Raw genomic sequence first — 15994 nt, 5'->3', positions numbered from 1 at the left:
AATCTTTTTCTAAATGTTTAAATAAGTACATTGTTTAGCAGCATCCACCTCCATCATAGTGATAGGTACTTTCTGAAATGAAAATATCGTCTCTGCCTAATGCTTTTAAATCGCCAGCTGTTTTATCGCAAATAGCTAAAGGTTGATTTTTCAGTAAAACATGTCCAGCCTTATCGTCAAAATAATCCTCTTCGCCATAATATATAGCAGCTTTTCCAGTAAAAATACACGGTCCATCTGCAGGCATAGGATCCTTAATGGCTGCGACTTCTATAGATTCAATATATATTAAATCATCTGTAGGATAGTTTTTCGGATCCAAAATTCTATACGGTTTTCTAGCTCTAATTTCTATCGTTCCAAATCCTGCATCAGTTAAAGCCTTTACATATTCTGCAATAGGTAGGCTTCCACTTAAACATAGAGCGCGTAATCTTTCGTCGTTACGTAATTCTTCATTCATGTCTTGCTCACAAGTAGGGTCACTCATCACTAAACGTCCGTGAGGTTTTAAAACACGATACATTTCAGCAATAGCCTTTTTTAAATCATCAGCTTTAAAAATGTTGAATAAGCAATTTTGTGCAGCAACATCAACACTATTATCCTCTACAGGAAGATTCATAGCATCGCCTTTTTTTAAATCGACAAATTCCGATTTAAACCAAGGATTTAATTCTTCAGCGATTTTAAAATTTTTACGTGAAGCTTCAAGCATTTCGTCAACTACATCAATACCAATAACACCTCCTTTTTGACGATTGAAATAAGCAAATTGTAATAACTCCATACCGCCACCAACACCAACATAAAGCATTTTTGGATTGTTGGTTAGATCGCGCGCATGAACCGTAGAACCACAGCCGTAGTTCATTTCTTGCATGATTTTCGGGATTTTTAAACCAGGTAATTCCCAAATTGGATTGGTTGTGCAACATAGACCAACATCTGGTGTAAGTGCTGCTTCTTTATAAACGTTGTGTGTGGTATCTAAATAACTCATATTTTTTGTGCCTGCGTAGGCAGGAATCTTTTTTTTTAATTCTGTTTTTCTTTCCGTTCATTTAGTCTTGATAAGAAACAAATCAAATAATGTTCAAAGCTCGACAATTGATTTAGGACTGAAATCTAATTCTTAAAAGCCCTCTCTTATCTTAAAATAACAATTATTAACTTTTTCTGTAAACAATACTATGTCTATAAACTTTTTAAAGTGTTTTAATTATTTCCTTAAAAAGAGTGATCATATTCGGTTCTGCTTTTGCAGCCATGGCAATGATTTCACTAATATCTACCGGTTTTAAATCGTCTGGATTGCATTCGTCGGTTAAAACAGATACGGCAGCTGTTTTTAGTTTTAAGTGATTAGCTACAATAATTTCAGGTACTGTACTCATTCCAACAGCATCAGCTCCAATTGTTTTAAGCATTCGGTATTCTGCTCTAGTTTCTAATTGTGGTCCAACAACACTGGCGTAAACCCCTTTGTGCAATTGGATATTATTTGCTTTTGCAATACTTTCAAATTTGGAATTCAATTCAGAATCATAAGGCGCACTCATATCTACAAATCGTTCACCTAGTTCTGAAACACCTTTAAAAGCCAATGGTGAACTGCCTTGTAAATTAATATGGTCGTCAATCAGCATGATTTCACCTTTTTTGAAATCTAAGTTAATGGCTCCTGCGGCATTGGAAACTAATAGAGTTGTAATGCCTAGTTTTTCCATTATTCTTACCGGAAAGGTCACGTCTTGCAAGGAATAACCCTCATAAACATGAAAGCGACCTTGCATCACGACTACTTTTTTGCCTTCCAGAATTCCATATATGAGTTTTCCTTTATGGAACTCCACAGTTGCGGTTGGAAAGTTTGGAATATGATTATAACTGGCTTCGGCAAGTATTTCTATCTCACCAATAAGTTGCCCTAATCCCGTTCCTAAAATGATGCCTACTTCAGGAGCATCAAAACCTTTATTTTGTAAATATTCTGTGCTTTCGGTTATTGCTTTAATCATTGAGTTGCTGTATTTTTTCTTGTAATTTTAAATTCGATTTATAAAAATCAGAAGCTATTAAATCTTCATAAGTATCAATATCATTTAAAATGGCTAAGGTACTCACAGAAATTTCTTTGCTCTGTAACTCTTGTAACGTTTGCTTTAATAAATTAGGCTGACTCCAGGGTTTATTTAAGAAAATATCTCTGTTCATTTTAGATAAGCCAACCAAATAGTAACCTCCATCTTCTGCTGGACCAAAAACAACATCGTTAGTATCTAAGGCTTCAATTCCCATTTCAATGTGTGTCGAATTAATATCGGGTAAATCAGATCCTATTAAGACTATCTTTTCATAACCATCGTCAAATCCATCTTGAAAGGCATTCATCATACGCTCACCTAAATCAACACCAGTTTGAACGGTTTTAAAATCCTTAGGCCATTGAGAATCTACGACAGCATTAGAAAAGTATATGCGTTTGTCAAATTCGATTTCTTCGGTTGCTTTTTCAGTGATTTTAACCAATTCAGTATAAACTTCAAAAGCACCTAAGTCTCCTATAGTCTTGGCTAATCTTGTTTTTACAGTGCCTAATTTGATGTTTTTTACAAAAACGATTACCAGTGCTTTAGTCATAAATTTTAATACCTTTTAATAACCATTTAGCCCAATCCTTGGAGTGAACATGTACTTTTTCTGTTTCCTTATTGTCGGAATTATAGATTGGGAAATCGTTGTTTTTCCATTCAAAAATACCACCAAATAAATTATAAACATCGGTGTATCCATATTGTTTAAGTTGTTCTGCAATACGCTCGGAACGGACACCAATTGTACAATACACCACAATAGCAGTAGAGGTTTCAGGAATGTTTTTCTTTAGCGTTTTTAAATCAAAATTATCATAACCAACATGAATTGCGTTTTTAATATGACTAACGGCATATTCTTTATAATCTCTTGCATCGAGTAAAATGGCCTCCGTTTTCGGCATGGCTAATTCTTGTACAGATATATAAGGAACGCTATGGTTGTTATACTTTTCAAGCAGTTCTGAAATTGATTCTTGAGCAAAACTTATGCTAGAAAGACATATCAGTAGATATAAAATTTTGTTTTTCATAATATAAGTTGAGTTACGCTAAACCTTCCAAGTCCTACTTTTTTATGGATTACTTAAGCAACACTACCTTGACAACTGCTTCCTGCTCCTGCAGTGCAACCATAACAATGTTGCGAAATTACAATGTTTCGCCCTTCTAATAATTTTTCATTAAATTCTGAAATATGTTTCGACTTACTGTTCACCGGTAATTCTAACATTTGGTTAAAATCACAGTCAAATAAATAACCATCCCAACTTATAGATAAAGTATTTGTACACATGACATTTGTTACTGCCGCAGGATTATACGCTTCAACTAAAGAATACATATAATCTTCATAATTATCTGAAGCTATTAAGTAATCTAGAAAACGTGCAATTGGTAAATTGGTAATCGCAAATAAGTTGTGAAACTGAATTCCGAAATCTTCCAATAAGGCCTTTTTGAAATCTTTTTCCATCGAGGTTTGGTCACCAGGTAAAAAAGCACCTGAAGGATTATATACTAAATCCAATCTCAAGTCGCTATCTGGCATTCCGTAACCAATGGCATTTAAATCTTGTAAGGCTTTAATTGACTTGTCAAAAACACCATCGCCACGTTGTTTATCTGTTTTTCCACGTGTCCAGTGTGGCATAGAACTTACCACATGAACGTTATGCCTTTTAAAGAACTCAGGTAGGTCGTGATATTTTTTATTCGCTCTAATGATTGTCAAGTTAGAGCGTACGATAAAGTCTTTAATTCCAACTTTTGCTGCTTCTTCTACAAACCATCTAAAATCAGGATTCATTTCAGGAGCACCACCAGTTAAATCAAGCGTATGTGCTCCAGAATTTCTTATGACTTCAAGACATTGTTGCATGGTCTCTCTAGTCATAATTTCCTTCCGATCTGGACCAGCATCAACATGACAGTGATCGCAAACTTGGTTGCACATATAGCCAACATTAATTTGTAAAATTTCTAATTTTTTAGCTTTAAGGGGAAATTGGTTTGTTTCCGATATCTTGTCTTTAAACGTTGGCAGTTCACCATTTTTAAAGATACCATTGGAGAGTATTTCTAATTGTTTATTGCTTTGCGCTAAATCGCTTCCTAATTTATGTAAGGATTTTGTTGCCATTAATTGGGGTCTCTTATTTGTAATTCTTGTGAAATTATTTGGTTGAAGCTCGAATTCTAACCGTCTAATTTATTCACTTTATTCATCATCTGTACACCATGTACTAAGGTTGCTCCACTTTTTATAGCAGCACCAACATGAATAGCTTCCATCATTTCTTCTTTGGTAACACCGCGTTGTAAAGTGTCTTTTGTATAAGCATCTATGCAGTAAGGACATTGTTCTGTATGTGCTACAGCCAATGCGATAAGTGATTTTTCTCGTGCGGTTAAAGCGCCTTCTTCAAAGACTTTTCCGTAGTAATCAAAGAATTTATTTCCAAGTTCTTCACTCCATTCCGTGATCTTTCCAAATTTTCGTAAATCTGCTGGGTCGTAATATGTTTTAGACATGAAATTGTTTTTTATTTAGAAAAATCAATATACAGTATTCTGTCGAAGTTAATTCTTAAAGATTACAGAAAATTTCAAAAGATTACACTATTTAAAGGCTTTTACTCTAATTTGAAAATCAATTAGGACTTACCTCAAAAAGCCTTATTTTTAAATTCTCTTTTGTATTTAAAATGAATAACTGGATCGAACTATTATCAGAGTTTAAAAGAAAGCATACACCTGTGGCTTTTATAACTGTTACTAAATGTTTAGGCTCAACACCTTGCGTGGTTGGTTCTCGTATGTTGGTCACAAAAGACAAGCAAATTTACGGAACCATAGGAGGAGGGAAGTTGGAATTTAAAGCCACTGATGAAGCGATGCTCGCCTTAGATGAAAACCGAATAATAGAATCTTCATATACATTAGGTCCAGAATTTGAACAATGCTGCGGCGGAAAAGTAGAATTTATGATAGAACCTATGAATCAATCACCAGAATTATTTTTATTCGGCGCAGGCCATATCGGAATTGAAATTGTTAAGCTTTTAGAAGGCACTCCTTTTAAAGTAAATCTTATTGACTCTCGAGAAAATTGGTTTTCAAATTTAGATTTAAACGAAAGTGTTATTACCCATCAAGTCAGTGAAACCGATTTTAAAACATTTAAAGACGCAGTGAAATGGGGGACTAATTGTTATGTATTGGTATTGACTCATAATCATGCTATCGATTTTGATATTATTTCCATGGCTTTACAAAACGAAACTAAATTTCTAGGATTAATAGGAAGTAAAACCAAGAAAGTGCGATTTAATAATATGCTTATCAAGGAGATGAATATTCCTGAAGGAATGACAAATGTAGTTTGTCCTATTGGTTTAGATATTGGTGGCGATACACCTAAAGAAATCGCCATTAGCGTGGTTGCACAGTTACTGCAAGTGCATTATAAATCCGTTGCTAAATAATGTATAGCTAAGATGTTTGATGAGGATTGTTCCCTCGAGGGGACTTTAGGGAGTCATAAATTAGATTCATACTTTCACAGGAAGTAAACATGAAAAGAAACAAATCCATCATAGATAAATTAACTGCGCTTTGGGCTTTAAATGAGTCTGGATTAGGTGGTTTTTTACATGTGTTCAATTCGCCCTTCACAGGACTGATTGTAGGTGGTGTTTCAATTTTGCTCATTAGCTTAATCGCTTTTTATGCCGAAAATAAATGGCAATCCATATTAAAAGCATTGATTATAGTTTTAATCATAAAAATGGCGGTGAGTCCGTATTCGCCTTTTGGAGCTTATGTCGCTGTGAGTTTTCAAGCTCTTGTTGGAGCACTTTTATTATCGAATTTTTCTTGGAAAGGTTTGACTTTGCTGGTTTTAGGAATAGTGACTTTTTTAGAATCAGCGCTTCAAAAATTACTCATCCTGACTATTGTTTATGGAACCAATCTTTGGGATGCGATTAATATTTATGGCGCTTGGGTTCAAAAGAAATTAGACTTTGTTTCAGAAACGTCTACAACCACATTTTTAGTCACGCTATATTTAGTGGTTTACGGAGTGGCAGGACTGTTGGCAGGATTGTTCATTAAAAGCATCATCAAAATTATAGCAAATAAACCCGAAGAGGAGTTCTATCTAAAGTCAAAACCTTTAGAGGATTCTGATCGTAAGAAAAAAGTCCCTTTTAGAACCAAAGTTATTTGGGTTTGGTTAGGAACTGTGGCTGTTATGGTATTAGCATTTTCATTATTTGGCGGAACATTATTTGGTTGGCAAAAAGCCACTTATATCGTCTTACGGAGTTTCTTAATTTTAATGCTTTGGTATTTGGTGATTGGACCTTTTTTATTGAAATTAATTCGAAAATATCTGCAAAAAAAAGAATCTAAGTACGAAGAGGATATTAGTAATGCGATGGATTTATTTCCGTATTTCCGACAGATTATTGCCTTCACTTGGAAAGAAACAAAACACTTAAAAGGTTATACACGATTTAAGTATTTTATGGCGAATAGCATTTCTAATTGTATTCATTTTAAAATGTCATCAAAATGATTTACATCTTTACAGGAGAAATTAGATCAGGAAAAACAACGGCATTATTAAACTGGTCTAAAAATCGAACTGATGTCGATGGCTTATTATGCCCGGATAATGAATCGGGAAAACGATATTTCTTAAAAGTAAAATCTAAAGCTGAATTTGAATTAGAAGTTATAAATGAAGTTGAAGCTGAAGAGCTAATTCAAATAGGGAATTTTAAATTTTTAAAAGCGGCTTTTAAGCATGCCAATGAATATTTGATTTCTAGAGCGTCTAAATTGGAAGGAACCTATCTAATTATTGACGAACTCGGAAAGTTAGAATTGAAAAATGAAGGTCTGCATAGGTCAGCTGAAGTGTTAATTCCAAATTTCAGTACGAATAAGCACCAACATCTAATACTGGTCGTTAGAGACTATTTGCTTCAAGATGTTTTGACACATTATTCCATTTCTGACTATCATGTTTTAACGAATGCAGATTTGAAAACACTCAATTAAAACCTTATGTTATTTCGATACGGCTTAGCATGAGTGTTTTAAAATCTTTAGATTAAAGGTTTTTAGGCTCTAAACTTCAGCTTGGCCTAATTTTCCAATATTCTAATATGCCCATCGACCACTTCAATAGGTCCTACCAAACCTAGAATATGATTCAAGAGATATACAGGGCTTTCTTTTAAACGTTCTTTAAACTCTTGTCTTAAGGCTATTAAAAGTAATGCTTGCATATGCACGCCTACAATTCCGCATTTAACTTGTCTGTTATAAGAGTTCACTAATTCCTCCATAGTTTGAACTTCAAGTTTCTTTTTATAATCTGAAATAATCTTATCATCAGATTCTTTTCTAAAATATAAGTGTTCCATCTTTAAATATGTAAATTATTTATTTGATTTAATTCAATGTTGTGAGGTAGTCTTAAAAAAAGGATGTTCTTGTATTGTGTTTGTAAAGTAGAATTTCCATTGCCGTTTTTAATACTATAAGATGCGCCTTTGAAAAATAAGTCATCGTCAAAAAACAAGAGGAGATAAGGGGATACTTCTGTTAAGTTTAATGAGGTAATCATTTGGTGGTGTTCAAGTTTAATTAAGGCTCCGAAATAATCCTTGTTGAGATAATAGGACATATCCACAAAAGAAGAGTCTATGGTGATAATGGAATTAATGTCTACTTGTTGAGAGGCACTAATGGCGTTCTCGTTAAAATTAATTGTAATAGATGTCATAAATGCATAGTTTTAATTGTTATGCATCAGGATAGTTGTAAAACAGGGAGAAATCATTTTTTTGACCGAACTGTCCGTATTCTAAACCACCGTTGCTTTTGTGCTCGGTTGGTACGCCAAATGGCGTTCCTGATACTTGGTCAAACTTAATAAAGTTTATTATAATTCACAAGAATATCCACAGAAAATCTGTGAGAGTTAGTTGTGTAAGTCGTTAATTAGGAGTGATTTTGTTATTTCGACAGAGTGAAGATTGAGTGACGATTTACCTTCCGACTTTTACTAATATTCGAAGCAAAAAAGAGAATTTAATTCTTATTTATGAGTTTCCTGCTTTCGCAGGAATTTAACTAAATAGTGTCTCGCTTAAAGCATAATAAATTGCCATAAGAGCAGAGAATATAGCACTTCCAACAAAACGCCATTTTACTTTAAATCGATTTTGGATAATATAATTCGCTATAAATGATATTGGGATATTTACTAAAAACGACCAAAATGCGATTTCTAAAAGGTTAAATCCAATGGCACTCAACTCACCGGAAAACAATTTGATAAACAATAAATGTCTCGCCACTCATAAAGGATTAAAATACAGTATGGCCAGTATAGTTTTAGTTAAGGTGGCTTTAAGACCTTTTAAGCGGTAGGTCTTTTTTACAATCCAATCGAAATAATTCGGGATTTCAAAAGCATAAAAGGTGGCGCCAATAATCACCATGCCAACTAAGCGATGCCATGAAAACTCATTGAGTAATAGGGCAGCAATAGTATCACCAGCACTATAAATTAGTGCGCCTCTAAGGATGTTTTGTTTTCTGTAATGAAGTGCGATAATTGATGTTATTTTAAATCTGATTCTAACAAACAATAGATTTCACTATCCAAGAATTGACCGTTGTAATAGAAATTCTCTCTAAAATATGCTTCTAATTTAAATCCGAAGTTCAGTAGTAGTCGTTTTGAATTTTCATTGTCAATATTAACATTGGCTTCGTAACTATGAAGATTTAATGTCTTAAATCCAAAACGAATTAAGGTAGCCATAGCTTCCGTCATATAGCCTTTATTCCAAAAGTCAGGATGAAGAATATAGCCGATTTCACCTCTTGCATTTTTCTTATCGATGCGCCAAATCCCAAAATCACCAATATGTGTGTTGCTTTGTTTCTCAATAATAGCCCATATGATTCCGTTGTTCTCTGTAAAAGCTTTTTGATAAGTTTCAATTCGTGTTTTGGTATCATCAGAGCTTTTCGGAATATCCGTGTCCATATAAGTAGCAACCTCTTTATGGCTTCTAATTTTGAAAAGTGATTCTGCATCTTCTAATGTATAAGCTCTATACAAAAGTCGATCGCTTTCTAATTCTGGAAATGTATCAAAAACGCTTTCATTTACTTGAGTTTCCATGGCTTTAAATTAGGGATTCTGATAAAGAGCCATCAAAACTTTTTCAGCCGTCATTGGCGCATGAAACTCTAATTTATAATTAGGATTAAATGCTTTAATTGCATTTTGAAGTGCGAAATAAGCACCAATTCCATACATTAAAGGTGGCTCACCTACAGCCTTAGATTTTAAAATAGCTTGTTCATGACCTTGGGTTTCTAAAGGAATAGCTTCAATGCTTTTTGGAACAGAAAATACATCAGGAACTTTATATGTGGATAAGGCATTTGAAAGTAGTCTTCCATCCTCGTTATAAGCTATTTCTTCTAATGTCATCCAACCAATGCCTTGAACTAGTCCACCTTCAACCTGACCTAAATCAATACCTTCACTCATACTTTTTCCGTAATCATGAATAATTTTAACCGAATCAAATTCGTAAGTGCCGCGGGTGCAATCTACAGTTGTGGTAACGATAGCTGTTCCGTAAACATGATAAGCAAACGGATGGCCTTTTTCTTTGGTTTTATCAAAGTGAATTTCTGGAGTAGCATAATGTGCGTTTTCTGTCAATGCCACACGTTTCAGCATGGTTTTACTAATGAGTTCCGTCCAGTTTAATGTCGATTTTTTATCATTTACATAAACGAATTCATCTTTTAAATGAATGTCTTTTTCAGGAGCATTCAATTCTTCCGAAGCCACTTTTTTCAATCTTTCTAAAAGAGCTTTACAGGCTTTTAAAGTCGCTTTTCCATTTAAATCGGCTGTTGCACTCGCCGCAGAAGGCGAAGTATTCGCAACTCTAGTGGTATTGGTACTTTCAATTTTAATTTTTTCAATGGGAATAGAAAACACATGAGCCGCCACTTGCATAATTTTGGTGTTTACGCCTTGGCCCATTTCAACAGCTGCCGTACTGATGCCAACACTGCCATCTAAATAAATATGAACCAAGGCGCGAGCGTGATTCATTGGAGTGTTGGTAAAAGAAATTCCAAAAGTTATTGGCATTAAAGCAAGTCCCTTTTTGAAATTTTTATTCTTTAAATTGAAGTCTTCAACCTCTTTTTCTAAGGCTTCAATATTGAAAAGTGTTTTTGCCGAATGCCATGCGTTTTTGGCTTCGACTTGTTTGGCAATTTGGCCATAGTAAAATTCGTCATTCTCTTCGAGCAGATTTGCTTCCTGAATTTCACGTGGACTTACACCAATTTCGGAAGCAGCTTTCGCTATTGCCGATTCTATGACAAACATACCTTGTGGTCCACCAAAACCTCGAAACGCTGTATTGGGCGGTAAATTGGTTTTACAACTTAATACGGTTGTCGATACATTAGGAATAAAATAACTATTGGTCGCGTGAAATAAAGTGCGTTCTGCTATGGCAGGTGATAAATCAGCTGCGGCACCAGAATTTTGAAGAAACTCTGCTTGGTAGGCTAAAATTTTTAAATCTTTGGATAAGCCAATTTTATAGGAACTTTCATAAGGATGACGTTTTCCTGTCATTCTAAGATCGTCATGACGATTCAAAATTAATTTCACGGACTGATTCAAATGATAAGTAGCCAAGGCAGTCATCACCGCATATGGTGTTGCTTGATCTTCTTTTCCGCCGAATCCACCACCAAGTCGTGTGACGTCTATTTCAATTTTATGCATTGCTACTCCTAATACTCGAGCTGCAGTAGCTTGAACAGCTGTTGGACCTTGAGTAGAGGAGGTGATTTTTATATTTCCGTTTTCTAAAGGTTCGGCATAAGCACCTTGAGCTTCAATATATAAATGTTCTTGACCGTTTGAAAAGGTTTCGCCTTCAAAAACATAATCACATTCTTCAAAAGCTTTTTCAGTATCACCTAAACTAAATGATCTTGGTGCATTGATAAAACTGCCTTTTTCTTTCGCGTCTTTAGCAGTGGTTATAACCGGTAAATCTTCAATTTCTATATCAATTAATTGTCTAGCTTTTCGTGCAATAAATTCCGATTCGGCTACAATTAATGCGATTGGCATTCCCCAAAAATGAACTTCATCCTCAGCAAACAAAGGTTCATCGGCGATGATGCCACCAATCTGATTTTCGCCAGGAATATCTTTATAAGTAAAAATACGTTCCACGCCTTCTAAGGCTTCAGCTTTAGAATAATCGATATGTTTGATTTTTCCATGTGCTTTTGGAGAATTAAAAACAACAGCATGAAAGGTGCCTTGTCTTATATTTACATCATCTACATAAAGAGATTCACCACGAACATGCGTATAAGAATCTAAGTTTCTTATGCTCTTCTTTAAAGCATTGGAAACTTCATTTTTCTTAGATTCTAAAGCCGTATATGTCTTTTTCTTATGCATGTTGAACAAAATCGTTTAAGGTGAATTGTTTCGGGAAGGATTCTGTAAAATGGGCGAAGAATAATTGCCTTGCCAATAAACGTTTATAATCGCTAGACCCACGAACATCACTAATTGGTGAAATTTCATTTTGAAGGATATCGCTAGCTTCTAAGATCGTTTTTGAGGTCAACGATTTACCTGTTAAAAATTTAGAAGTTTCATGCAAATACTTCGGTATGGCAGCAACGCCTCCAACAGATACATGTGCTTCTGAAATTTTATCATTGTCAACTGAAATATGAATAGCAGAATTCACACTAGCAATATCTAAGTGAGTTCGTTTGGAGACCTTTTCAAAGTTGAAATACGATTGTTGTGATGGAAGTTCGAAGCTAATAGCTTTTAAAAGTTCACCTTCCTTTAAGTCATAGGTTTTATAACCTTGATAGAAATCTTTCAGGGCTAGAGTTCTTTCCGACTGATCGGGTTTTAAAACAGTGATATCACTATTTAGGGCTAAAAAGAAAATGGTCATATCACCAATCGGAGAAGCATTTACAAGGTTTCCGCCAAGAGAAGCCATGTTTCTAATTTGCTCTGATGACACTAGTTTTAAGTGTTTTTTAAAATTAGGAAAATAGCTATTTAATTCTGAGTGATTCCATAAGTCTGAAACGGTTGCATTTGTACCTATGGAACAGCTTCCGTTCTTGATAGAAATCCCTTTGAGGTATTCTTTTTCAGCAATGAGTCTAACAGAATTATCGATTAAATTATCTGCTTGCTGAACGTATAAATCGGTGCCTCCAGCAACATATTTTCCTTTAGGTTGATCTAAATCTTTAGCCTCAATATCTTTTAATCGTTGTGGAATGTTTTTGAAATAATCCGGAATAAATTCATTCTGAATCAACCACTCAAATGTGTTTTCTTTTTTATCCTGAAGTTTTTCAACGACTTCATTTGCGGCTCTTTCAATCGACTTATAGCCCGTACACCTACAAATGTTTCCGCTAATAGCGTTTAGTGCGTTTTCATAATTGTGATTAGAATTTGATAAAGCAAAACCTGTTAAAGCGACTACGAATCCCGGTGTGCAAAAACCGCACTGTGTCGCGTAATTTGACTTCATTGCATTTTGTGCAGTCGTTAATTTGATTTGAAGATTAGTCCCTTCAACCGTAACAATATGTTTGCCGTGTGCATTTCCTAAAGGAGAAATACAAGACGTGATACTTTGATACTCTACGTTATCATTTTTTAAAGTCCCAACTAAAACTGTACATGCTCCACAATCACCTTCACGACAACCAATTTTAGTTCCTGTAAGTCGCTGTTGGTAACGAGCAAAATCCAATAAAGTCATTCCGGAATTTTCCGACGTCTTTATGGTTTTGTTATTTAAGATAAATGTGATCATGCGATGTGTTTTAATTGAATTTGAATCATCCGGACAGAGATGTCGGGATGTTCAAACTGATAATATTTAGAGTTTAATACTCTGTTTTATCTTCCTTTTTACTCCAAAGTTTGAAAGCTTCAATAGCTACTTCAGGAGCGACTCTTTCAAAAGGAATACTTCTTTTTTCGTATGGTAAAGGGATTTCCTTGTAGATAAACTCATCATCAAAACCTATGTCTGCAGCTTCTTGTTGGCTACTTCCATAATAAACTTTGTCTGGTCTTGCCCAGTAAATGGCGCCTAAACACATCGGACAAGGCTCGCAAGAGGTGTATATTTCACAACCGTCCAATTGAAACGAACCTAAATTTTTACAAGCATCTCTAATGGCTGTAACTTCGGCATGAGCTGTTGGGTCATTGCTAGAGGTTACTTTATTGTTTCCTTTTCCAACGATTTTACCATCTTTTACGATTACGCAACCAAAAGGTCCGCCTTCGTTGTTATTCATTCCTTTTAAAGCTGCATTTACAGCTTCCTGCATAAATTTTTCTTTCTCTGTCATAATATAATAAGTGTCTGTTTTACGAAACAAGATGTTTCATAAAGATATTAAATTCAAATATAATGAGGTATTTGTTAGGCTTAGAATTTCCTGTAGGTAAACTTCGGATTAAAATGAATAACCAATAGCGAAGTTAAGGACGGGCTCATCAAATTTAAAGTCGAAGCGTTCGCCTTCTGGTAATGATGGATCGTGAAAAGGTGCGGCCAAATCAAAACGAATAACAAAACCTTGTACATCGATACGTAATCCAACGCCTGTTCCCATTCCTAATTCATTTATAAAATTGGAAGTGAATTTGTCCTCCCCATTAAATGCCGGATTAGGTTTAGAGTTCCAAATATTTCCAGCATCGGCAAAAACGGCACCTTTGAAATATGAAAATAGGGGAAAACGATATTCAACATTAGCTTCTAATCTAATATTTGCAGTTTGGTCAAAGTAGGTGCCTTCACCTTCTGTATCGGCAGCTTCGTTATAAGTTCCTGGACCTAAAGATCGAATTCGGAATGCCCGAACGCTATATGGTCCACCAGAAAAATACTGCTTTACATATGGAATCACTTCAGAATTACCATAAGGCAAGCCATATCCTGCAAATAATCGTGTTGCTATAGTATGATCCTTATTTTGTCCGAAATTGTGATGAAGTCTTAAGTCGACATCAGCTTTTGCATATTGTGCATATTGTAAGCCTAAAAACGATTTTGGTTCACCTGCTTGGCCTTCTTTGCCAAATAAACTCAGAGAATTACCTGCAACATCTAAAGTCGCATTTATAAAAAATTGATTGGTGGCATTGGCATCAACCATACCATTATATGTAAAAGAAAACATCAATCCTGAAATGAACTGCTGATCAAAACTTCGTTTTAAGAAAGGGTTTTCATCTAAGACGTCTTGAAATTCAGGTGAGGTTTTTAGCAATTCGGTATAGCTTATGGATATTGGGTTAAACTGATACGTGATGTACCGATTGGCATTCCATGTATAGCCGAAAAGGGCATTTCCAGAAATTAAGGTATATAATTTACTTCGGTTGAGGTAATTTATACCAAGACTTGTCTTTGTTTTTGGAACTGAATATTCAAAAAAGTCCTCATTTATTTTAAATGGGAAAAGCATTCGCGGGTAAACAACTTCACCTTTCATTCCTAACTCTAAACTACTTAAACCTGCATTCTTACCACTGCCAAACTGGTTTTCGTAACCAATATTAGCACTGAGATTTAATACTTCTCCACCATTGTAAAGGTTTCTGTTACTATAGGTTAAAGCTAAATTAGGTCCGGCAAAATTATTAGATTTTGTTACAGCTTGTAATTCAGCGCGAATAGCACGCTTAGTTAATGGTGATAAGAAAATGTTGGTTTCAAGCAGGCCTAAACTATCGGTTTGAAGCGAGTCAATTTCTTTATATTGAATATTAATATACTTATAAGCACCAATAGAAGATAGACGTCTTGATGTGTTTTTAGAAGCTGTAGGATTATAAATATCACCTTCATGTAATGTGATGAACTTATCGAGATACTTTGGTTTTAAAAACACCGTATCTTGTAGGTAGTTCTTATTATTGAAACGTTCAGATTTGTGATATGTTGAATCCGCTAGACTGTAATTAGGATAGACATTAATCTTTGAAATTTTGTAAGGGATAGTGGCTTTTTTTGGGACTTCAGCCTTAAGTTTTAGAAATAAGTCGAAACGCTTATTATCGTATTGGTTAGTATCAGCTTCGAAAATGAAGAAGTCCGGATTCATATTATAATACCCCTTATCTTTTAGAATCGCATCAATTCGTCGTCGTTCTAGTTTCATATTGGACAAATCAAAACGCATATCCTTTTGAAAAGGGGAGTCGTCTGTGGCTAATTTAACATCTTTGTATAATGGCGACGGCAGAGAGTCTAACTGATAGCTTGCCATTCTATAAGGTTTAGGAACTTTTAATTTATAGCTTATTGACGCTTCAAGTTCTTTTTCTATAAATGATGAGGTCGCCGAACTATAGAAAAATCCATTATTCTCTAGTCTGTTTCGTAAAACATCTTCGACTTCAAAAGGCTTGACGTCTGATTGGTACACGGGTTTTTGTCCAAATTTTTTATACAACCAACGATTAATGAAGCCGGGGTTTTTCTTTTGTGTTTTGTAGTAATAATATAATCCTAAATGCATGCCTAAGAACTTAGCATTAGGCTCTGGCCTTAGAATGGTTTGTAGTTCTGCTTTGAGTTCTTCTTTATTTTTTATTGAAGAATCGGCTTGAATTTCTATAGTGGCTCCTGTATAAAGTCGTTCGCCTTCTGGGATGTGTTTTTTAATACTGCAAGAGTAAAGTATACACCCTAAGACAACAAAATAAACACTATGTTTAAAGATTTTTTTCAAGT

Annotated in this window: 18 protein-coding genes and 1 riboswitch; of the genes, 3 read left to right on the top strand and 15 right to left on the bottom strand. The window is 34.8% G+C overall.

What is annotated here, in order from left to right:
* Positions 1-34: 34 nt before the first annotated feature.
* From arsM to DFQ11_RS01210, 6 genes are all read right to left on the bottom strand, one after another.
* Positions 35-1003 carry an arsenosugar biosynthesis arsenite methyltransferase ArsM gene (gene arsM, locus DFQ11_RS01235; protein ID WP_110473813.1) on the bottom strand — a complete coding sequence of 323 codons (969 nt, stop codon included), beginning with the start codon at positions 1001-1003 and terminating at the stop codon, positions 35-37.
* Positions 1004-1208: 205 nt separating this feature from the next.
* Complete coding sequence (locus tag DFQ11_RS01230; protein WP_110473812.1) at positions 1209-2021, bottom strand: purine-nucleoside phosphorylase; 813 nt, start codon at positions 2019-2021, stop codon at positions 1209-1211.
* A complete protein-coding gene (locus DFQ11_RS01225) occupies positions 2014-2643 on the bottom strand; it encodes a TIGR04282 family arsenosugar biosynthesis glycosyltransferase (protein WP_110473811.1) in 630 nt (209 codons plus the stop codon). Before DFQ11_RS01225 ends, DFQ11_RS01230 begins: the two co-directional genes overlap by 8 nt.
* Positions 2636-3130, bottom strand: a complete 495-nt coding sequence (locus tag DFQ11_RS01220) for a rhodanese-like domain-containing protein (RefSeq protein ID WP_110473810.1) — start codon at positions 3128-3130, stop codon at positions 2636-2638. The genes DFQ11_RS01225 and DFQ11_RS01220 overlap by 8 nt, the downstream gene beginning before the upstream one ends.
* Positions 3131-3183: 53 nt before the next feature.
* Complete coding sequence (gene arsS, locus DFQ11_RS01215; RefSeq protein WP_110473809.1) at positions 3184-4239, bottom strand: arsenosugar biosynthesis radical SAM (seleno)protein ArsS; 1056 nt, start codon at positions 4237-4239, stop codon at positions 3184-3186.
* Between the two features lie 56 nt (positions 4240-4295).
* A complete protein-coding gene (locus DFQ11_RS01210) occupies positions 4296-4631 on the bottom strand; it encodes an arsenosugar biosynthesis-associated peroxidase-like protein (protein ID WP_110473808.1) in 336 nt (111 codons plus the stop codon).
* A gap of 173 nt (positions 4632-4804) precedes the next feature.
* On the opposite strand from DFQ11_RS01210, the gene xdhC reads away from it, so the two are divergent.
* The 3 genes from xdhC (at position 4805) to DFQ11_RS01195 (ending at position 7169) form a co-directional block, all read left to right on the top strand.
* Positions 4805-5584 (top strand): xanthine dehydrogenase accessory protein XdhC, encoded by a 780-nt coding sequence (xdhC, locus tag DFQ11_RS01205; RefSeq protein ID WP_110473807.1) that lies wholly within the window; start codon positions 4805-4807, stop codon positions 5582-5584.
* An 89-nt stretch (positions 5585-5673) separates the two neighbouring features.
* Positions 5674-6681, top strand: coding sequence for a hypothetical protein (locus DFQ11_RS01200; protein WP_110473806.1), 1008 nt, complete (start codon positions 5674-5676; stop codon positions 6679-6681).
* Positions 6678-7169 (top strand): nucleoside-triphosphatase, encoded by a 492-nt coding sequence (locus DFQ11_RS01195; RefSeq protein ID WP_110473805.1) that lies wholly within the window; start codon positions 6678-6680, stop codon positions 7167-7169. Before DFQ11_RS01200 ends, DFQ11_RS01195 begins: the two co-directional genes overlap by 4 nt.
* An 86-nt stretch (positions 7170-7255) precedes the next feature.
* Here the strand turns inward: DFQ11_RS01195 and DFQ11_RS01190 are convergent, their stop codons facing one another.
* The 9 genes from DFQ11_RS01190 to tamL form a co-directional block, all read right to left on the bottom strand.
* Positions 7256-7537 carry a hypothetical protein gene (locus DFQ11_RS01190; protein WP_110473804.1) on the bottom strand — a complete coding sequence of 94 codons (282 nt, stop codon included), beginning with the start codon at positions 7535-7537 and terminating at the stop codon, positions 7256-7258.
* Positions 7538-7539: 2 nt separating this feature from the next.
* Positions 7540-7899 carry a hypothetical protein gene (locus tag DFQ11_RS01185; protein WP_110473803.1) on the bottom strand — a complete coding sequence of 120 codons (360 nt, stop codon included), beginning with the start codon at positions 7897-7899 and terminating at the stop codon, positions 7540-7542.
* Positions 7900-7946: 47 nt separating this feature from the next.
* Positions 7947-8040: riboswitch (SAM-I-IV-variant riboswitch) on the bottom strand.
* Positions 8041-8245: 205 nt separating this feature from the next.
* A complete protein-coding gene (locus DFQ11_RS15230) occupies positions 8246-8476 on the bottom strand; it encodes a hypothetical protein (RefSeq protein WP_199446459.1) in 231 nt (76 codons plus the stop codon).
* On the bottom strand, positions 8477-8770 hold the full coding sequence (locus DFQ11_RS15225) for a hypothetical protein (protein ID WP_199446458.1): 294 nt from the start codon (positions 8768-8770) through the stop codon (positions 8477-8479).
* A complete protein-coding gene (locus tag DFQ11_RS01175; RefSeq protein WP_110473802.1) occupies positions 8743-9312 on the bottom strand; it encodes a GNAT family N-acetyltransferase in 570 nt (189 codons plus the stop codon). The genes DFQ11_RS15225 and DFQ11_RS01175 overlap by 28 nt, the downstream gene beginning before the upstream one ends.
* Before the next feature lie 9 nt (positions 9313-9321).
* Positions 9322-11649 carry a xanthine dehydrogenase molybdopterin binding subunit gene (locus DFQ11_RS01170; RefSeq protein ID WP_110473801.1) on the bottom strand — a complete coding sequence of 776 codons (2328 nt, stop codon included), beginning with the start codon at positions 11647-11649 and terminating at the stop codon, positions 9322-9324.
* Positions 11642-13051 (bottom strand): FAD binding domain-containing protein, encoded by a 1410-nt coding sequence (locus DFQ11_RS01165; protein WP_110473800.1) that lies wholly within the window; start codon positions 13049-13051, stop codon positions 11642-11644. The genes DFQ11_RS01170 and DFQ11_RS01165 overlap by 8 nt, the downstream gene beginning before the upstream one ends.
* 73 nt (positions 13052-13124) lie before the next feature.
* Positions 13125-13598 (bottom strand): nucleoside deaminase, encoded by a 474-nt coding sequence (locus DFQ11_RS01160; RefSeq protein WP_110474798.1) that lies wholly within the window; start codon positions 13596-13598, stop codon positions 13125-13127.
* A gap of 108 nt (positions 13599-13706) precedes the next feature.
* Positions 13707-15992, bottom strand: a complete 2286-nt coding sequence (tamL, locus tag DFQ11_RS01155; protein ID WP_229791214.1) for a translocation and assembly module lipoprotein TamL — start codon at positions 15990-15992, stop codon at positions 13707-13709.
* Positions 15993-15994: the final 2 nt, after the last annotated feature.

Source organism: Winogradskyella epiphytica (genome assembly GCF_003217215.1).
Taxonomy (GTDB): domain Bacteria; phylum Bacteroidota; class Bacteroidia; order Flavobacteriales; family Flavobacteriaceae; genus Winogradskyella; species Winogradskyella epiphytica.
This window is presented reverse-complemented; position numbering and strand designations above follow the sequence as displayed.